This is a genomic window from Peribacillus saganii, assembly GCF_003429095.1.
In the GTDB taxonomy this organism is placed as follows: Bacteria; Bacillota; Bacilli; order Bacillales; family DSM-1321; genus Peribacillus; species Peribacillus saganii.
On sequence record NZ_QVTE01000015.1, the window covers coordinates 1 to 17761 of the forward strand.

The window sequence follows — 17761 nt, forward strand, 5'->3', positions numbered from 1 at the left end:
AATGCTCCTGCGGGGTCTCACCTGTCCCGCTGCTCCCGCAGGAGTCTTCGCGCCTTCCACTCCAATCAACAGGCTTTTAAACGTTTACTATGGGACGATCCTAAAATCTATTTTAAAATTGATACATAAAATGATTGAGGAAAGCCCCGACGCACAGGACGTGGCGATCTTAGTCGTTCTTCCTCTGTGGGGCTGTGCCGGCTTCAACGTTTGGCACAGGACGGAGGTTGAAGTGGCCTTAGATTTCAACCCTGCCAGACCTTAGTCGACGTTTCTTTTTTCTGGCGCTTTCGCTTTTCTTATTATTCACGTATTTGCCCGTTGCCGGAAATAAAATATTTGCTTGATGTTAACGCTGGCAAGCCCATTGGTCCTCTTGCGTGAAGCTTTTGCGTACTGATCCCGATTTCGGCACCGTAGCCGAATTCAAAGCCATCTGTAAATCGGGTAGAAGCATTGTGATAAACCGCGGCTGCATCTACTTTGGTTTGAAATAAGCTTGCTTGCTGTTCGTTTTGTGTGATAATAGCTTCTGAATGCTTTGTGCCATAAGTATTAATATGCTGAATGGCTTCCTCGGTATTGCTGACAACCTTTACACTGACTGTAAGTGATAAGTACTCAGTTGCCCAATCTTCTTCAGTTGCTGTTTTCGCTTTAGGGAAAGCTTTCCAGACCGTTTCGTCGCCAAAGATTTCCACACCGTTTCCTTCCAGAATGGTCAGCAGATTTTCCCCATGGGAGGCGAACCATTTTTCATGAATCAAAATAGTCTCAATCGCATTGCAAACAGATGGCCTTTGAGTTTTTCCATTTAATACAATCCGTTCAGCCATAGCTGACTCAGCGGTTTCGTCAATATAGATATGGCAATTGCCGGCCCCTGTTTCAAGAACGGGTACCGTTGATTCCCGTACAACAGTTTCAATCAGGGTCTTCCCGCCTCTTGGAATCAGCACATCCAAAAACTCATTCAGGTTAAAAAGCTCTTTAGCGGTTTCTCGGCTGGTATCCTCTATCAGCTGAATAGCCTCCAGTGGAATCGCAGTTTTTTGAAGGGCTTGATGGATTGTTTTGACTAACGCAATATTTGAATACTTTGCGGAAGAGCTGCCTCTTAATATTACAGCGTTTCCTGTTTTCAAAGAAAGAGTTGCAGCATCAATCGTTACGTTTGGCCGCGCTTCATAAATCATCCCAATAACGCCGATAGGGACACGCTTTTTATGGATCATTAATCCGTTAGCCTTCTCAATTGTTTCCAGAGTTTCGTCAATCGGATCCTCCATCTCAATTAGCAGTCTGATAGCACTTGCCATATCTTCAATGCGTTTTTTATCAAGCAGCATGCGGTCCAATACAGAGTCTGAGTAACCATTTTGTTTTCCCTGTTCCAGGTCAATATTGTTCTCGGCAATCAGGTAATCGGCATCTGTTAATAGCTGATCGGCGATAAAGCCCAGTGCCTTGTTCTTTTCATCAGTCGAGATACCGATTAATGAAAAACTCGCTTTTTTTGCAGCCTCGCCTTTTTTTCTAACCTCGCTCATTAAGATCTCCTCCTTATGCTTTAACCCATTTATCGCGATGGATGACTTCGATTGATGAAAAAAGAACATTTCCTTCTATTTCGTCACTGCGTTTCCCCATTACTTGCTGCAAATCTTCCGATGAAAAAAGTACTTCTCCTTTTCCTAAGAGTCCATTTGGACCGAAAACCTCTACCACATCTCCCTTTTTGAATACTCCTTTTATTTCTGAAATACCTGCTGGAAGTAAACTTTTTCCGTTGAAAATTAGCGCCTGTTCTGCCCCTTCATCAACCAAGATTTTACCTGAAACAGGTGAATGGAGGGCAATCCACTGCTTGCTGCTGTTAACAGAAGCTAACGTTTCACCCCCAATATAAGTACCATCACCATGCCCCTCAAGAATCTCTATTAATTTTTGGCTGCCTGATCCTTTACCAATAAAAATGCGGACACCGAGTGAAAGGGCCGTCTTTGCAGCTATAAGCTTGGATTTCATTCCGCCAGTTCCAAGATTGGAACCTGTCCCTTCTGCACCGGCCAGGATCTCTTCAGTTATTGCTGAAAGAAAGCCGTATCTTTTTGCAGACGGATTTTCACGCGGATTAGAATCATATAACCCATTAATATCTGTTAAAATAATCAGCTGTTCTGCCTGGACGAGCCCGCTGACCAGAGCGGAAAGCATATCATTATCGCCAAATGTCAATTCAGCGACAGAAACCGTATCATTTTCATTAATAATTGGTAAAATTCCACGTTCCAAAAGCTCTGAAATTGTGGCATAGGCGTTTTTGTACCTTTCTTTTTTTGAAAAATCATTTCGGGTAAGCAAGATTTGGGCCGGGACAATTCTAAACTTGCTGAGCTGATCGCGGTATGCCTGGATTAAAAGGCTTTGGCCCACCGCAGCGGCAGCCTGCTTTCCCTTCAAAGTAACAGGGCGTGAAGGATATCCCAATTGCTTAAAGCCGGCCGCAACCGCTCCCGAAGATACTAAGAGAACCTCGTGACCTTGGGCACGGAGTGAAGCAATGGCCTGAATATGATCTATAAATTTTTCCAGGTCTATCTCACCTTTTCTATTGGTGATAGAGCTGCTGCCTATTTTGACGACAATTCTTTTTTTTGCCATGTGTATTCCCCCAAAATAAAATCTATAAATTTATCTATTTTAATATTAAAAAAAGCCCAATTCATCCTATAGAAAAGGACGAAAAGGGCAAAGTTTCCGTGGTACCACCTTAATTGGATGCAAAAGCATCCCGCTTAACCTTGATAACGCTAAGGGCAGCGCCCATGTTTTGCACGGGACTCTGAAGGCAGGTTCTGCGGCTTTCCTGCGGCAGGGTCTTCCAGCTATTAAACCCCGCTCTCTGTCGCGTCAAGGTACGCATACTATTCCTTCAATAAACGTTCAACATATTTTCTTTATTATGCTGACTATTACGCTATGTGTCAAGGATGATTTAATATTTAAAATTTTAAAAATGAATCTTGCTTTTGAAAGCTCATTTGCTGCCATATTGTTCAAACTTTTTGGATAGAACTTGCATTTCTTCATCCGATAAAATGGATGGTTCGCCTATGCATTTGGCTTGAAAATAGACTCTGGCACAGAATTCAATTTCCTCTGCAATGGTAAAAGCGGTTTCAATATTTTGGGCGCCGGCGATGAGTCCATGGTTTGCCAGCAGAACTGAACGCCGATCCTTCATCCCTTTATAGGCACTGATCGCTAATTCTTCCGTTCCGAATGTTTCATAAGGTGCACATCTAATATTTGGCCCGGCAAATGCAACCAAATAGTTTACAGCCGGAAGTTCCCACCTTAGTGAAGCGATAGTTGTTGCATATGGAGAATGAGTATGAACAATAGCTTTAATATCATGACGGTTTCGATAAAAAATCAGATGCATTGCTTTTTCACTTGAGGGTTTTCTGCTGCCGTCAACCACTTCACCATTTAAATTAATAATTACCACATCTGAAGGCGATGTGTGAAAGTAATCGATTCCGCTCGGACTAATGGCCACTAGATTCTTTTCGGAATTAAATATGCTGATGTTACCGCCGGTTCCCTTTGTTAACCCGCTCGAAATTAATTTTTCTCCATACTCGACTACTTTTTCTCTTTCTGCTTGTAAAAGCAAAACGAATTTCCCCCTTGATGCTGCCGCCTGGATTTCATCCTTTTTCGAATAAAATATCTGGTGAGCAATAATAGAGATTATTCCTGAAAACCGATCGTACTTTCATGCTAACTTAGCGGATTTCTTTTATTTGTCTGATTTACCCAATCGTTTATACAGCCAAAGAAATCGAAGGTTTAGAGCAATTTTAACATTTCATAAAATTATCCTTTATCAACTTAATAATATCGTTTCCACATTTATAATTTTGCCGATTGATAATAAGAGTCTTCGCTGTTTGCAGGCAGAAACGTTCTGCTTTCACACGGAGTTTTATGTTTTCAATCGAAGTTATATCACTCACTTTCGCGATACCAACTATACGTCGGATCATTTCAAGTCCTGCAATGCCTGCAGTATCATTCATTACAGTTTCTAAATACCAGTGGTCAAGTCCCTCTTCCTTCGCCATAATTTCGGCAGCATTCGTTTTCCATCCTGCTAAAAATTTTTCAGAAAAAAGATCAATAACCTGAGTGATCGTTTCCTCAAGCCAGTCCGTGAACCAAGGTTTACTGGCTCCTTCAGAAAGCGTGAAAGCAGCGTTAGTCCATGCAAAAATCAGATTCGCGACAATATTGCCTATGTCGTATCCCATCGGACCATAAAACGCGAATTCAGGATCAATTACTTTAGTCGAGTCGTGACGGACAAAAATTGAACCAGTATGGAGATCTCCATGCACCAACGCTTGGCTATTTGTCATAAAATCAAACTTTAACTTTGCAGCTTCTAGACGAAGCTTTTTATCTTGATAGATATGCTTTTCTATCCAAGCTTTATTTTCTGGCAGCAATATATTGCGGTTTTGATAATCATTGAACGGCTCAGAGTAGACAAGATCCTCGGTTATTTCACACAGCTCTGGATTTATAAAGGCTTTAACCTGTTCCTTTTTGACCTTATGATTCATAACGATATCTGACGTCATCAGCAGTGTTTGCACCAAAAATGTGGATAAATCATCAGCAAGATTCGGGAAAACTTGGAACTTAAGCAGAGCTGTTCTCAAAATGACATGGTTTGAGAGATCTTCCATAATACAGCACTTCATCTTATCATCATACAAAAATACCTTGGGAACCAGGCCCGGTGCCAGCTTGGCCTGAAGTGCCAGAATATTCGACTCGTTTCTGATCCGGTTTGCGGAAAGCTTAAATTCATCTGAAATTCTGGCGGTATCTCCTGCCTGTTTCACAATTATGGAAGCTCCGTCAGTTTCGTCAACTACGCGAAATACATAATTTAAATTTCCGTCGCCAATCTCTGTGCAGGTTAGCTGATGTTCTTTCTTAAATGCGGGCATTTTTTCTGAAATATATTCAATGACATCACTGGGCTTCATTAAAAAATAACTATCAAATCTGGACATGCTAACAGCCCCTTATCCTGAGTGTATGAATTTCATGCTGTCTGCGGGGAAAATTAAAATCCTTTTAACATTTTATGGCCGTTTTGGTATGCTATTACTTCTTCAACACAGAAAAACCGCATGAACTATGAAAGTCCATGCGGTTAGCCGAATTAGTTTTTAATTTTATCGTTCAACCAGCTCTAAATGGAAATCTCCTACTGCGCCAGCTTCGTACAAATTCGTTACAGAGCTCGAGTAATTATGAATGGTCCCTTTGAATCTCAAGTTTCGTTCAGGAACTTCAACATCAAAATCATTTTTATATAAAAGTGTAGTGATGTCATGATAGTTGCTGTGATTTACCTGGAAATCCACAACAATTCTCTTGACTTCTTTTCCGTTCAATAAAACTTTTTCTTCCCGAAAGTTATTGATTTCAATTTTTTTCGAGTTAAGCAAGATATGATCAGCCATTGATTAACATCTCCCTATCTATTCATTAGGGAATAGTAGCATTAATGAATCGCTTTTTTCAAGTAAACGGATTAGTTAAATGATCCCCTTAACCTCATTTAACAATTGAAGAGTGCTTACATTTTCAAGGACTTTTTCTGTAATATCCTGTTTAGGGATAATTGGATAGGTTTTTAACTCTTCGATATAGCTGGAATCATCAAACCAATCTGCCTTGGATAGCTGCATTGGCGGAATATCGCTCCATGCATTGACCAAAATCGGACTATAGATTTTTCCCGCAAATTTATTCTTTGTAAAGATAGTATCCCAATAATCTGATCGTGAGCCAGTATGCGTTACACTGTCTGCAAATTGACATACTCCCTTATATATTTTTGGATCCTGGAATAATAATTGATACAGCTTTTTTCCGGTCATTATTCTCATTTTTGGATCTTGAAACTGATTTACAATTACGCCTGTTAAGGAATAAAGATCTTGCCGTCCTTCTTTATGTGGAAAAATAACTGCTGTCAATCCAAATAATTCTTGTAGCTGAAAATCTATTTTCTTTAGAATATTTGCATGATTTTGCTTGCTGAGAACCCTCTTCTGCAGCATTCGCTGTTCATTAATAATAAGAGCGGTTGTCAGAAGCAAGGGATTTGGATCCTTTATAAATGTTTCCCAAACTGGATACATAAATCGGGAAATATGAAAAAGCGGCAAATTCTTACGTAAGCTTAACCCTGTTCTTTTTGCCTGTTCGTATAAAAGCAGCTGAGGGTAAGCATCCGAAAAAATGGCCGAATTGGAATGTTCAAGAAACAAAAAGTAGCTTTGCTTCTCTTTTTCTTTTATCAGATGTTCCAATGCCGAGCCCTTTAGATCGGTCATATGATATCCGCCATTCCGGGATACCATATGCGCCAACAAAGCCCAATGCACTTCAGGGTTTCGATTGTAAAAAGCCCAATATGCCTTTGTTCTGGTTATATTATTGACGTTCCATTTGGCTGTATCTTCGCGAATAGATTGAACAAGCTTTGTTTCTTGGGGAAACAGCCATTGAGGCTGATTTTTAGAGCTGATAAGTTCTTTTTCTATGGAAGTTCTTAATATTTTATAATTGTTGTCGTCCAATATGTCTCTTTCATCTGCTTCTTTGCCGCTAAACCAGTCCTGTATAGATGATACAATGGAATTAATGAAAATATAAAAGCACCTCCTGACACTTTTAACAATCTTGTTCATGAGCTGTACTATTTCGCGGAATGGAGCGAGTATATTTCACGGAATATTTTGCCGAATAAAGTGGCTGTTAGCAGAATTAATGTGCATCTTAGAAAGAGAGGTTGGAGTTATTGCTTTTCTCTTCATGAAAATGAAATCCCTTTTTGCTAAATATCACCAATGCCTTTCTCCAGAACAAACCTGAATAATAATAAAGAGGACTTGCAAATAATGACAAGCCCTCCTGAACATTAATATCCGCCGTAACAAGCGCCGATAATAATCAATAAAATGAACAATACGACAATTAAGGCAAAGCCAGCGCCGTATCCGTATCCGCCACCAGACATAAAGTTTCACCTGCCTCATAAAGGGTAACTAATGAGTGTTTTAGTTTCCCTGTAGTATATGTACAAGCAAACTTTTTGGTTAGCTATTTTGAAAAAATCAACAAACCCCCAATTTCAGCACTTATAAAGGAAAAGACACAGACTTGAATGAATTGGGTGGCTTTGAAGAATTATATGTAATGATGAAAGGAGGATTACCGAAATGAAAAGAGACGATACGGAAAACAGTTTGAAAATAGCGGGCAGAACCTATAATTCAGAGGATTATTACAAAGATGATGAGGTTTCAATCGGATTGGCAACTACCCATGAACAAGTAAGCGACCATTTTATGGGCGGTGAAGCTGTCCCTCCTGATCCAAACGATACACCACCTATTCCGAGAAAAAGCTCTGAAAAATAAGCCGGGCCCAGTTTCCCGCCGTTTTTATCGGCGGAGAACTGGGCCCGGCTATTTTATTAGAGAATACTTAACTTTTTTAAAAAGTGTAGATGTCTAGCTGCAGCGCCCAGCCCCTCGAATGTTGTGACCAAGAGCCGTCACAACCCTGGTCATAAGCCAATCGCTTCGGAAGGCAAAAAGCACATTCTGTCAGCGCTTGACTTATGCTTGTCGGACTTGCACAGGATGTGCTGGCGTCGGCGTTTGGCACAGGACGTGCCAGATCTTAGCCGATGTTCCTTCGTGAGGACGTGGGTCAGAACGGCGTTGCCACAGGACGTGGCGGGGCTTAGCCGTTCTTCCTTTCATCAGGGCGCTTTCGCTTTTCTATGATGTCTAGCTGATGCGACCAGCAACTTTTTTTCTTAGGAAAAAAAGCCCTCGAATGTTGTGGCCTAAGGCCAAGGTTATCTTGTCGCCTGTTTTATTATTGGTTTGTAAGCTCTTTGTTTATCGATGAAGAATATTCCTTAACGCTTCTAACCAGCGAAATTGTATAGGAAAGCAGGTCTTTATAGTCTTCTATTGGCATTTCTCTATTTGTCTTTTCGTATTCGTTAAGCTCTAAGCCTAGCTCTTGTAAGTAAAATAGTGCATGCTCGAGTTTTTTTGTATCCATCTCGTTTCTCCCCTTTTTTACCTGTTGTCTCCATTTTAGGTACTTTTAACGTGAAATGGTATGGTAATTAATGGTGAATAGGTCTTCTGTGTGTCTAAATTTTGAACCGCCAGGATAACTGTTCTCGTTCTTTTAATAGGATTGGTTTACAGCAGGTTTTTGTCGGGAAAAGTGCTTCAGGGATAAAGGAGCAAACTATTAGGAAAAATAGGAAATAATAAGGATCATGACAATGAGAATGGATAGGATGTATGGAAATGGTAAGAAAAATGATCTTTTACATAGTAAAGCTAAAGGGCAGAATTTTTTTCCCCTTTTTCATTTTATACATAATAATGGCCGCATTTATCGCCTACTGGCTCGAACCGGAGACATTTGAATCATATTTAACTTCGTTGTATTGGGTTTTTACAACGCTTGCCACTATTGGTTTCGGAGATTATGCTCCTGTTACCGATGCCGGGAAAATATTTACGATTATTCTTTATTTAACAGGCATCGGAATGGTGAGCGTATTTATAGGGAAAATAATTCAAACTGTTAGTACAATCGAAAAACATAGAGTTGGTGGGAGAATGAAATTCACTGGAAAAGACCATATCATACTAGTCGGCTGGAGTGAAAAGTCCAAATTTGCCATTGAAGAAATTCTTAGCTCGGATTTAAAAGTTGAAGTCGTTATAATTTCCCATTTTAAGCAAGCGCCCTACATAGAGGAGCGGGTGCATTATGTCCGCGGTGATGCAACGGACAGAGAAACCCTGCTGCAGGCAAATTTGCCGCATGCAAAAGGAGTTATCATTTTTGCAGATAAAGCGATTTATGATAATTATGCAATAAAAGATCCTCTGCTCGTTGATGGGAAAACCCTAATTATTGCTACAGCAATAACCTCAATTGAGGAAGAAACACATAGTGAAATCCATGTGACAGCAGAAGTAATGAACGAAAAGCATATCAGCTTATTCAAGCACGTAAAGGTAGATGAATTTATCCCCACTTATGAAATGATCTCCCATGCAGCTGTCAGTTCGCTGTTCCATCATGGTGTTATTAGAATGTATTCAGAATTAATGAGCAGGCAATTTGAAGAAGGCATGTACGAAATTGCAAGACAGCCACATTGGAAAACTTATCGCGACGCCTTTGTCGAACTCCTGGATAAGGGAGCCACTCTTGTCGCTGACCATAGTGACCTCCAAATAAATAAAAAATTGGACAATCCTATTCCAGAAAATGCGCAGCTTTTTGTAATCTGTGATAAAGAAACACTTCGCCAACTAAATGGTGAAATGACGAAGTAGAAAATCGAGTGATATCTCGTTCATTACGAAAACAATAAATGTGCCAAGGTTTGATACAGAACTGGGCTGATGAGAGCATCTATATTTATACATATTTGATGTATACTATAGCTGCTCAATTTAGACTGCTTTAAATTCATAGTCGATATTAGCAAAGAAAAATGACTGCAAGTGCTTTAGCAGTCATTAATTGAGTCTCCTAATTATTTTCACATAAGGATATTATGTTTCTTCTTGCTACTGGGCATTTTACCCCCGTCATGTATTGTATATCCCCAATCCTGTTATACATGCTTTATTCAGTCACTTTATATGCCATTTAAAGTGACTGACCATGGTATACCCCGTTTATTCAGGTGAAAATATATATGTACCATCAATGTAGATGGTATCGTTCTTCAGTATTCTGGTCAAATCAGCACGTTGAAATTTGTCCCAATTTTTGATGCTTAATTTGCTTGCTGAACTTCCGCTGGTAATGTGTTATGACTTCCTGTCCGAGAGCCTGGCTTATTCGATTTTTTTGAAGACATGTATACCCCTGTAAAAATAATCAGCAGGCCGATTATGATATTGGGTGTTATTTTTTCATCCAAAAGTACATAGCCCCAGACCATAGCACTAGCCGGAATCAAGTATGTAACAGTAGAAGCCAGTTCGGGACTGCCTTTTTTATTGATATAAAAATAAATTAACTGGCCGATCCCCGAACCAAAGCATCCGAGTCCGATTACCGAAAAAATTGTCAGAGGTTCAAGCAGTGCTGCAGGCCTTACAGGTTCTGTAAGCATCATTCCAATGAATCCGATAACTGCCCCTGTCAGGAGTGTAAATACCGTTATAACCAGCACGCCTGTCCCGGCAAGATAACGCTTGGTAAGCTGTCCTGCCATTCCATAACTTATGGAAGCGATTAGCATCGTTCCAATTCCAATAAATTCCTTGCCAAATAATTGGCCGAATTGAAAATCCATCAGCACAAGTATGCCAATAAAGCCAACAAATATTCCGAGCCACTGCCGTCCCGTTAAGACATAAGAAAATATAATAAATCCAATAAGTCCCGTCCAGATCGGAGTTGTTGCATTAAGTATGGATGCGGTGGTACTGTTAATGGCCGTCTCGCTTAAAGATATTAAGCCCCAAGCGATACCGCAGTTAAAGATGCCAACGACAATTAAAGCCTTCCATGGCAGCTTCCAATCAATCTCCCGTCGCTTCCACCATAAAACAGGAAGCAGTACAGCAGATCCTGCCAGACAGCGAAGGAAAACAATTCCCCATACTCCCGCTGAAGGAAGCAGCCATTTCATAAATACAAAAGACAATCCCCAAATCATGCTTAAGCTGATTAAAGCCGCATATAAACGAAACATCTTACTCCCCCTTTCAATCTCTTATTATGGCAGTTTTATTTAAGAATTTCATTCAAAATCTTGCTCTTATATTTGATATGTATTTTTCCAATGGCATACCCAAATTCAACAAATATAAACATAAAAAGGATAGAAAACTAAAAAATATGTCGAAATTCCCCTATTTTTATGAGAAAATACATTTAAAGCACATTTTCTAAAACTCTATGAAAAACCTGTAGAGGAGAAATAATTATGATTGATAAAATGAAACTTATTCGCGTTTTAGAAAACCGTTTGACAGAAATTAATGGACTTGAGGATATATCATATAAAAATGCAGTTCTGGAGTTAGAAACAGTTTTAGAAGATATTAAGAATGGAAGCTTGAATATTCAAATCTGGGAAGACTGAGGTTTCCTGTTAAAATTTAGAGAATGAAAATGGGCTTTTAGGCTAATTGATTACTTCAATTATCCGCCATAGTTTGTTTCCAATGTATGAATTTTCCTTTTTTGTAAAAACTAAAATGAAAAAGGAGGTTCAGACATTGAAAAATATAACTATTATTACAATTAAATTTATTACTTGTATAGCTGCGTTTGCTATTGCACTTGATTTGTTTTTTGATGCGACCATAGCTGATATTGTTTCCTTTAGTGCTGTCGTCACAATAATCTCTTATTTTGTCGTTGACCGGTTTATCCTGCCCCATTTTGGCAATACAACCGCTACAATGATGGATTTTCTGATTACGTACCTTAGTGTTTGGATTTTTGGAAGCGTGCTGCTTGATAGCTATTTGCAAATCGGCTGGGGAAGTATTATCGCAGCCACAATTGTAACTGCTGTTGAAGTTTTTGTGCATCGATATCTACAAAGCCAGGATACTGAGGGACAAGCCAGCGATAGACAACAAAGGGTTACAAGCCCGCAGCTGGCCTATGGAACAGAAATGGCAGAAGAAATGACCATAAGAGACGAGGATCAATTGCCGAAAATATAATCGGTCATAAGGTAACTTGAAAAACCCCTGCAATGCAGGGGTTTTTTCAAAGGTTTAAGTAAAGATTAAGTTGTAGTGAAGCACCGAATAAGGACACCGGATTTTTAAAGTGAGGGTTGTTGGTGAAAAAATGGCTTATCCTTATAATGTACTTATTGGTTATCTTGATTGGCTTCTTCAATAAGGAGCATATTTGGCAATGGATCCAAGATGATGGAAAAGCGCATCTTCCTCTCATGTTCCTATTCTCGGCTATTATTGCCACAATCCCTGTAATACCCTTTACCTTTTTTTCCGTTATTATGGGTGCTAAATATGGCTGGCTGCAAGGTTCTTTTATTATTTGGTTTGGCGGTCTTATCAGCTGTACCATTTACTTTCTGCTTGCACGGTACCTATTGACGGATTTTTTGAAGGTCTATGTAAGAAGGTTTAAGCATATAGAAAAATTCCAGCGAATGATAGAGAAAAATGCTTTTGCAGCAGTTTTTTTGGCCAGAATCATCCCCATTATTCCTCCTCCCGTTGTAAATATTTATTCAGGTGTGACAGCAATTGCTTTTCTAACCTATTTAACTGCAACGGCATTAGGAAAAATACCTCCTGCCTTTTTTGTCGCCTATACCGGAGGACATATAATGACATCTTGGTCCAAATTATTTATAGTTGCCCTCTTTTACTTCATTTTTGTTATCTGTATTTTATATTTTTATAAAAAATGGTTTGCAGAAAAGAGTTCCCCTGTCCCCTCTTATACACCAACAAGATCTGATGACTAAGGACTCTTCCACTTTTTCCTCCTGAGCAATCGACATTTAAGGTGGAAAAAAGGAGGTATCCCACTTTCTTTGGCGAATCAAAGCTTGTTTTGTCAAGCGCAAAGGAATTCCCCTATTACAAGGAGAAATCTTCTTTCAAAAAGGAGGGATGAAAATGGACACAAAATATGCGGCAAAAATATTGGGCGTATCAACAAGCACTGTTCAAAGGTGGGTTAAACATTTTGCATTGCCTCTGGATCGCAATGAATTAGGACATTATATTTTCACTGAAGAAAGTATCGAAGTTCTTAGGCAAATCAAGACTCAAATTCAGCAAGGAGTCCTTCTGGCTGATCTGAAGCTTCCGAATAATTTGATTCAAAAGCAATCAGCTAATCCAGTGAATGCAATCCATCAAATGGAACACTTACAGAATCAAATCACTCAGCTGGAAAACAACCTGAACCAAAAAGCGGATTCAGTGGTTTCCTATCAGCTTCTGCTGCACCGGCAAGAGATTGAGGAATTGCACGAACAAGTTAAGATGCTGTCTAAAAAGATAGCTGAACTTGAGTTAAAGCAAAAACTTACGAAAAAGAGCCATTTGATTGACCCTCCCCTTCCATATGATCAAACTTCAGTAAGAAAGAAAAATAAAAAAAGAAATATTATTGGAATGCTCTTCGGGTTTTAATGACACGGCAAATCAAGGGTTTGCTGTGTTGTTTATTTTTTTCTTCGTTGGTATTCCACATGTATTTTTCTTTTTTGGAAAATAATAGTTTGCAGTTAAAAAAATGAAAAGAGCTTTTTTCTATCCTTACTTTTAATCATTGAATTATCTGAAATTTTCACCTATAATTCACAATAGGTGTAAAATTCAGAAACAAGGGGGAAATTATTTGGAGAACTTTATTAACAGTTTAAATGATATTTTCTGGAGTACAACAGGTATCTACATCATCATGGGTATCGGATTGATTTTTTCCATTTTAACCCGGTTTTTGCAAATCAGACATTTTAAAGATATGATCCTTTTAATGTTCAATGGGAAAAGTTCTGACGCGGGCGTTTCATCTTTCCAGGCATTATCTATTGCTTTATCCGGCCGTGTAGGAACAGGAAACATTGCAGGGGTTGCTACAGCAATTGCCATGGGAGGCCCAGGGGCTGTGTTCTGGATGTGGCTTATGGCATTTATCGGTGCAAGCACCGCTTTTATTGAAGCAACACTGGCACAGATTTATAAAGTAAAGCATGAAGGCGAATATCGCGGCGGTCCTGCTTTCTACATTGAAAAAGGGCTTGGGAAAAAGTGGTTTGCAGTCATTTTCGCAGTTTCGACCATTCTTGCATTGGCAGTTTTAATGCCAGGTATCCAGTCAAACTCAATCGCTGGGGGATTGGACAATGCATTTGGCATTAGCCCTGTTATATCAGGTATTGTTATCATTGTTGCATTAGGACTAATCATCTTTGGCGGTGTTAGGCGGATTGCAACAGTAGCCCAGTACGTTGTACCTTTTATGGCGCTTGGTTATATCCTTGTTTCTCTAATAATCATGGCGATCAATATTACAGAATTACCTGCCGTTTTTGCTTTGATTTTTAAGAGTGCATTTGCCGTAGATTCTGTCTTTGGCGGATTAGTGGGAAGTGCTATCATTTGGGGAGTTAAACGCGGTATTTATTCAAATGAAGCAGGACAGGGTTCCGCTCCGCATGCGGCAGCAGCAGCTGAGGTTTCTCATCCTGTTAAACAAGGTCTTGTTCAAGCGTTTTCTATTTATATTGATACACTGATGGTTTGCTCTGCGACCGCATTTATGATTCTCTTTACAGGCGCATATAATACTTTTAACACTGATGGTAAAACTTTCTTAGTAGAAAATCTGCCTAAGGTTGCACCTGGCCCTGGATTTACACAGAACGCGGTAGAAACAGTGATTCCAGGTTTTGGGGCAGGCTTCGTTGCAATTGCCCTTTTATTCTTCGCATTTACAACAATCATGGCTTACTATTACATGGCTGAAACGAATGTTAAATACTTAATGCGAAACAAAGATAGCAGATGGGCTACCCACCTATTAAAGCTTATCATAATGGCATCTACTTTCTATGGTGCTGTAAAAACGGCTGAATTCGCATGGGCAATGGGTGACGCAGGACTTGGACTTATGCTTTGGGTCAATTTAATTGCCATTCTCCTCCTGGCTAAACCTGCATTGATTGCACTAAAGGACTATGAAGCACAAAAAAAGCAAGGTTTGGATCCGGTATTTAACTCGAAGAAGCTGGGCATTAAGAATGCTGATTTCTGGGAAAAAGAATATAACGTTGATCAAGGAAAAGACCGCGTTTCCTAAACTTTTATGATAGTAAACTGGCAAAACCCCTGTTTCCAAATCTTTTTGATGGAAACAGGGGTTTTTATTTTTAGCATTGCGGTATACTGCCCCCATAATTTTTTATCACTTGAATTCTATTGAACTGTTATTGTTTGATATTTTTCTACACAAGAACTACCTTGTCACCCGCATGTATGTCTCCTGCTTTAATCACGGAAGCATATACCCCGAAATAATTATCTCTTTCTAATGCAACGGTTCTCAGCAAAGACATATCTTTTTTTGCATCACCCGGATTAACAGTTATGATCATGCAGCGTTCACACCGCCTTTTTAACTGTATTTCCACCTCTGAACCAATTTTCATTGACTTGCCGATCCATGTTTCCTCAATATACGGAATTTTATCGATCAAATCTATATACAAATTTGGGCGGAACCGGCGGTAATCCAGCTCCTCTCCATACATCTCGCCTATTTTCCGGATGGATGCATCCGTTATCAGTAAAATATGTTCTTCCTCTATTGCCCCTATTGGTACATGGGAAGGTGTAAAGGAGACCGATGTAATCTGCCGATTGATTTTTCGTTCCACTTCCTTAATCAATCGTTGATCACTCCAGTGCAAAACCATTCCTTCAGGTGTAGTCACTTCGATCTCCGGATATTGTGTCATTGTTTCTGGGCCGATAAACCTTGCCTTATAACGTACCATATCAGAATATTGAGTGATCGTTAAAAACTTGCCGTGCCTTGTTTCATCCAAAAGAGCATGGCTCCTGTCGCCATAAAGACCATAATCCATCACCTTTGTTTTATGAATGCTTTCTCCACGAAACGATTTTACTGGATAACGAATAATTTCTTTTATAAAGCCGAGTTCCATTCAGAGCCCTCCTTTTACCCGCTGTCTGTACGACAATAAAGCTGCTGTGGTGTTTTCAGAAACAAATATTCCAAAGGCCTTTGCTATGTATACATTTATCAACAGTAAGTACCTGCTATACAGGATATTGTTAATACATATTCTTTTCCTGCTGTTCTATAATAAATTTTAAACCAGCATGAGCCGAATTGAAAGAATGGATGTTTCTATTTAACTCCCCCCACCATGGCTAATTCGGGAGTGATTCCGACAAGAATACACTTATACTTTTTTGGAAAGTCTTTTACAAACCTTAGACTTGAATAGACAGCAATAGTCCGAGCAGCTAACACGATTATGATTGCCAAGCCGATTATACCCCATTTATCTGAGTGATGAATGTTCTTTATTTTCAAGACCAATCATCAAAAATATCAATGAGTTGGCAATTAATGTAATTACCTTAATAGAAATAGCCAGCAATACTAATATCTGGATAAACATCTCATTAAAAGCATGAAAAAGATTTCTCTCCCTTTTTTGTTATCCTTTAATAGTCTCTAAAACTTAGAAAGATGGTCTATTGTAATGTACCCAAAATAAGTATTTAAAAAATGAATATTTTAAACAAATTTGTTCTCCTTAAATTTTAGAAATATGACATAAAAGGGAGAAATGAAGTGGGAATTATTATAAAATAGTCATAAATCTTTATCCTGCAGGAAGTGGTGAATCAATTGGAGTCGTCGTTTGAACAAAAATCATATGTCCAGGAACTTTTCAAACTCTTGGAAGAGCAGCAGACTGCTTTTTTGGAAGAATGGCTAGTAAGAATCAATATCGATGAAAATGATCCGCATAAAGATAAAATCCTTGATAATGGAATCATGATGTATAATATCATTAAGAATGCGATTAACGGACCGATATCGGAAACCGACATTAAAACGCTGGCTTATAAAGTTGCAATGGAACGTCTTGAATCGGGAATTAATATCGGAGATTTTGTGTATAACGTAAACGTCGGCAGAAGCATCATTGTCGATAAATTCTTTGAGTGTGAACTTCCTGCGCATGTTTTAAAGCCGGCTATTGATAGGATTAATACGTATTTTAATCAATTCTGCTATCATGCCGTAACTGAATATATTAATAGGAAAAACTTGGAGTTAAATGAAAAGACACATTTTATCAGTGAGAACCATAAGGATAAATTAGCTGTCCTTGGACAAATCTCTTCCAGCTTTGTCCATGAATTTCGCAATCCTTTAACCGCTGTAATGGGTTTTACAAAAATATTGAAACAAGAACATCCGGAGCTTATGTATTTGGATATTATCGAGCATGAATTAAATCAGCTTAATTTTAGAATTGCGCAGTTTCTACATACTTCTAAGGTAGAGATCGATGAGCAAAGACGTGAAAATGTCATTTTGATTGATATTTTTCGCAATTTGCAGGAGCTCATATACCCAAGTATCGTCGACTCCCAAATTAATGTAGTCACTGACATTGGGGACGATTTGGTTATCTCAGCACATAAGGACGAACTGAAGCAAGTTTTTCTAAATCTGATTATGAACTCTATCGATGCCTTAAAGCAGCAGGAAAAATCAAGAAATTTGATTATCTCTTGTCAATACGAAAGTGACGTATTAAACATTAGTATTTCCAATAATGGACCGGCCATAGCACCGGATTATAAAAAAACCATTTTTGAACCTTTTTTCACCACCAAAGAGCTTGGAACAGGTATCGGCCTCTTTGTATGCAAGAAAATCATTGAAAAACATGGCGGTTCAATTACTTGTGAATCAGGTGAGTACTTAACAACATTTAGCGTGCTTTTACCAAGGAATTCCAACGAGTGATACTCAGTTAATAAATAGCGAGTAATTAGTAATACTATTTGTCGTAAAAAGCATAAGAAAAAATCACGTTCAGCAG

General features: G+C 39.0%; 19 protein-coding genes. 9 read left to right on the forward strand and 10 right to left on the reverse strand.

Features of this window, described 5'->3' with window-relative positions:
• The coding region (locus D0469_RS21515; protein ID WP_233522955.1) for a hypothetical protein at positions 1-265 on the forward strand (265 nt) is incomplete at its 5' end.
• Between the two features lie 37 nt (positions 266-302).
• On the opposite strand, the gene D0469_RS05870 is transcribed toward D0469_RS21515, so the two are convergent.
• The 7 genes from D0469_RS05870 to D0469_RS05900 form a co-directional block, all read right to left on the reverse strand.
• Positions 303-1550, reverse strand: coding sequence for a glutamate-5-semialdehyde dehydrogenase (locus D0469_RS05870; RefSeq protein ID WP_117325713.1), 1248 nt, complete (start codon positions 1548-1550; stop codon positions 303-305).
• 13 nt (positions 1551-1563) lie between these two features.
• Positions 1564-2664, reverse strand: a complete 1101-nt coding sequence (gene proB, locus D0469_RS05875) for a glutamate 5-kinase (protein ID WP_117325714.1) — start codon at positions 2662-2664, stop codon at positions 1564-1566.
• 376 nt (positions 2665-3040) lie between these two features.
• The gene (locus tag D0469_RS05880; protein WP_117325715.1) at positions 3041-3682 is read right to left on the reverse strand and encodes an L-fuculose-phosphate aldolase; all 642 of its coding nucleotides are present in this window, start codon (positions 3680-3682) and stop codon (positions 3041-3043) included.
• A 187-nt stretch (positions 3683-3869) separates the two neighbouring features.
• Positions 3870-5093 carry an S-methyl-5-thioribose kinase gene (gene mtnK / locus D0469_RS05885; RefSeq protein ID WP_117325716.1) on the reverse strand — a complete coding sequence of 408 codons (1224 nt, stop codon included), beginning with the start codon at positions 5091-5093 and terminating at the stop codon, positions 3870-3872.
• Positions 5094-5258: 165 nt separating this feature from the next.
• Positions 5259-5549: a DUF3219 family protein gene (locus D0469_RS05890; RefSeq protein WP_117325717.1), complete on the reverse strand. Its 291-nt coding sequence runs from the start codon at positions 5547-5549 to the stop codon at positions 5259-5261.
• A gap of 75 nt (positions 5550-5624) precedes the next feature.
• The gene (locus tag D0469_RS05895) at positions 5625-6785 is read right to left on the reverse strand and encodes a DUF2515 family protein (RefSeq protein ID WP_117325718.1); all 1161 of its coding nucleotides are present in this window, start codon (positions 6783-6785) and stop codon (positions 5625-5627) included.
• A gap of 230 nt (positions 6786-7015) precedes the next feature.
• Complete coding sequence (locus D0469_RS05900) at positions 7016-7114, reverse strand: YjcZ family sporulation protein (protein WP_117325719.1); 99 nt, start codon at positions 7112-7114, stop codon at positions 7016-7018.
• A 202-nt stretch (positions 7115-7316) separates the two neighbouring features.
• Between D0469_RS05900 and D0469_RS05905 the strand changes: the two genes are divergently transcribed.
• Entirely contained in the window at positions 7317-7517 is a 201-nt protein-coding gene (locus tag D0469_RS05905) for a YozQ family protein (protein WP_117325720.1), read from the forward strand.
• A gap of 466 nt (positions 7518-7983) precedes the next feature.
• Here the strand turns inward: D0469_RS05905 and D0469_RS05910 are convergent, their stop codons facing one another.
• The gene (locus D0469_RS05910; protein ID WP_117325721.1) at positions 7984-8175 is read right to left on the reverse strand and encodes a hypothetical protein; all 192 of its coding nucleotides are present in this window, start codon (positions 8173-8175) and stop codon (positions 7984-7986) included.
• A gap of 257 nt (positions 8176-8432) precedes the next feature.
• Here D0469_RS05910 and D0469_RS05915 point away from each other — a divergent pair, with 257 nt between their 5' ends.
• Positions 8433-9479: a potassium channel protein gene (locus D0469_RS05915; protein ID WP_158553363.1), complete on the forward strand. Its 1047-nt coding sequence runs from the start codon at positions 8433-8435 to the stop codon at positions 9477-9479.
• A gap of 449 nt (positions 9480-9928) precedes the next feature.
• On the opposite strand, the gene D0469_RS05920 is transcribed toward D0469_RS05915, so the two are convergent.
• The gene (locus D0469_RS05920; protein WP_117325723.1) at positions 9929-10855 is read right to left on the reverse strand and encodes a DMT family transporter; all 927 of its coding nucleotides are present in this window, start codon (positions 10853-10855) and stop codon (positions 9929-9931) included.
• Positions 10856-11089: 234 nt separating this feature from the next.
• Between D0469_RS05920 and D0469_RS20990 the strand changes: the two genes are divergently transcribed.
• The 5 genes from D0469_RS20990 to D0469_RS05940 all read left to right on the forward strand — a co-directional run bounded on the left by D0469_RS20990 (position 11090) and on the right by D0469_RS05940 (position 14967).
• The gene (locus tag D0469_RS20990) at positions 11090-11248 is read left to right on the forward strand and encodes a hypothetical protein (protein ID WP_158553364.1); all 159 of its coding nucleotides are present in this window, start codon (positions 11090-11092) and stop codon (positions 11246-11248) included.
• A 136-nt stretch (positions 11249-11384) separates the two neighbouring features.
• Complete coding sequence (locus D0469_RS05925; protein WP_199478381.1) at positions 11385-11840, forward strand: YndM family protein; 456 nt, start codon at positions 11385-11387, stop codon at positions 11838-11840.
• A 122-nt stretch (positions 11841-11962) separates the two neighbouring features.
• Positions 11963-12619, forward strand: a complete 657-nt coding sequence (locus D0469_RS05930; protein ID WP_117325724.1) for a TVP38/TMEM64 family protein — start codon at positions 11963-11965, stop codon at positions 12617-12619.
• Between the two features lie 154 nt (positions 12620-12773).
• Positions 12774-13295, forward strand: coding sequence for a MerR family transcriptional regulator (locus D0469_RS05935; protein WP_117325725.1), 522 nt, complete (start codon positions 12774-12776; stop codon positions 13293-13295).
• 208 nt (positions 13296-13503) lie between these two features.
• Complete coding sequence (locus D0469_RS05940; protein ID WP_117325726.1) at positions 13504-14967, forward strand: alanine/glycine:cation symporter family protein; 1464 nt, start codon at positions 13504-13506, stop codon at positions 14965-14967.
• A gap of 145 nt (positions 14968-15112) precedes the next feature.
• Here D0469_RS05940 and D0469_RS05945 read toward each other — a convergent pair whose 3' ends face one another.
• The gene (locus D0469_RS05945) at positions 15113-15835 is read right to left on the reverse strand and encodes an MOSC domain-containing protein (RefSeq protein WP_117325727.1); all 723 of its coding nucleotides are present in this window, start codon (positions 15833-15835) and stop codon (positions 15113-15115) included.
• Positions 15836-16542: 707 nt separating this feature from the next.
• On the opposite strand from D0469_RS05945, the gene D0469_RS05955 reads away from it, so the two are divergent.
• On the forward strand, positions 16543-17685 hold the full coding sequence (locus D0469_RS05955; RefSeq protein ID WP_233522956.1) for a histidine kinase N-terminal domain-containing protein: 1143 nt from the start codon (positions 16543-16545) through the stop codon (positions 17683-17685).
• Positions 17686-17761: the final 76 nt, after the last annotated feature.

What these genes read in the sequence shown, in the direction of transcription:
- D0469_RS05870 (WP_117325713.1), bottom strand. Translation starts at nt 1,550, where the DNA reads ATGAGCGAGGTTAGAAAAAAAGGCGAGGCTGCAAAAAAAGCGAGTTTT.
- proB (WP_117325714.1), bottom strand. Translation starts at nt 2,664, where the DNA reads ATGGCAAAAAAAAGAATTGTCGTCAAAATAGGCAGCAGCTCTATCACC.
- mtnK (WP_117325716.1), bottom strand. Translation starts at nt 5,093, where the DNA reads ATGTCCAGATTTGATAGTTATTTTTTAATGAAGCCCAGTGATGTCATT.
- D0469_RS05890 (WP_117325717.1), bottom strand. Translation starts at nt 5,549, where the DNA reads ATGGCTGATCATATCTTGCTTAACTCGAAAAAAATTGAAATCAATAAC.
- D0469_RS05895 (WP_117325718.1), bottom strand. Translation starts at nt 6,785, where the DNA reads ATGAACAAGATTGTTAAAAGTGTCAGGAGGTGCTTTTATATTTTCATT.
- D0469_RS05900 (WP_117325719.1), bottom strand. Translation starts at nt 7,114, where the DNA reads ATGTCTGGTGGCGGATACGGATACGGCGCTGGCTTTGCCTTAATTGTC.
- D0469_RS05905 (WP_117325720.1), top strand. Translation starts at nt 7,317, where the DNA reads ATGAAAAGAGACGATACGGAAAACAGTTTGAAAATAGCGGGCAGAACC.
- D0469_RS05910 (WP_117325721.1), bottom strand. Translation starts at nt 8,175, where the DNA reads ATGGATACAAAAAAACTCGAGCATGCACTATTTTACTTACAAGAGCTA.
- D0469_RS05915 (WP_158553363.1), top strand. Translation starts at nt 8,433, where the DNA reads ATGGTAAGAAAAATGATCTTTTACATAGTAAAGCTAAAGGGCAGAATT.
- D0469_RS05920 (WP_117325723.1), bottom strand. Translation starts at nt 10,855, where the DNA reads ATGTTTCGTTTATATGCGGCTTTAATCAGCTTAAGCATGATTTGGGGA.
- D0469_RS20990 (WP_158553364.1), top strand. Translation starts at nt 11,090, where the DNA reads ATGATTGATAAAATGAAACTTATTCGCGTTTTAGAAAACCGTTTGACA.
- D0469_RS05935 (WP_117325725.1), top strand. Translation starts at nt 12,774, where the DNA reads ATGGACACAAAATATGCGGCAAAAATATTGGGCGTATCAACAAGCACT.
- D0469_RS05945 (WP_117325727.1), bottom strand. Translation starts at nt 15,835, where the DNA reads ATGGAACTCGGCTTTATAAAAGAAATTATTCGTTATCCAGTAAAATCG.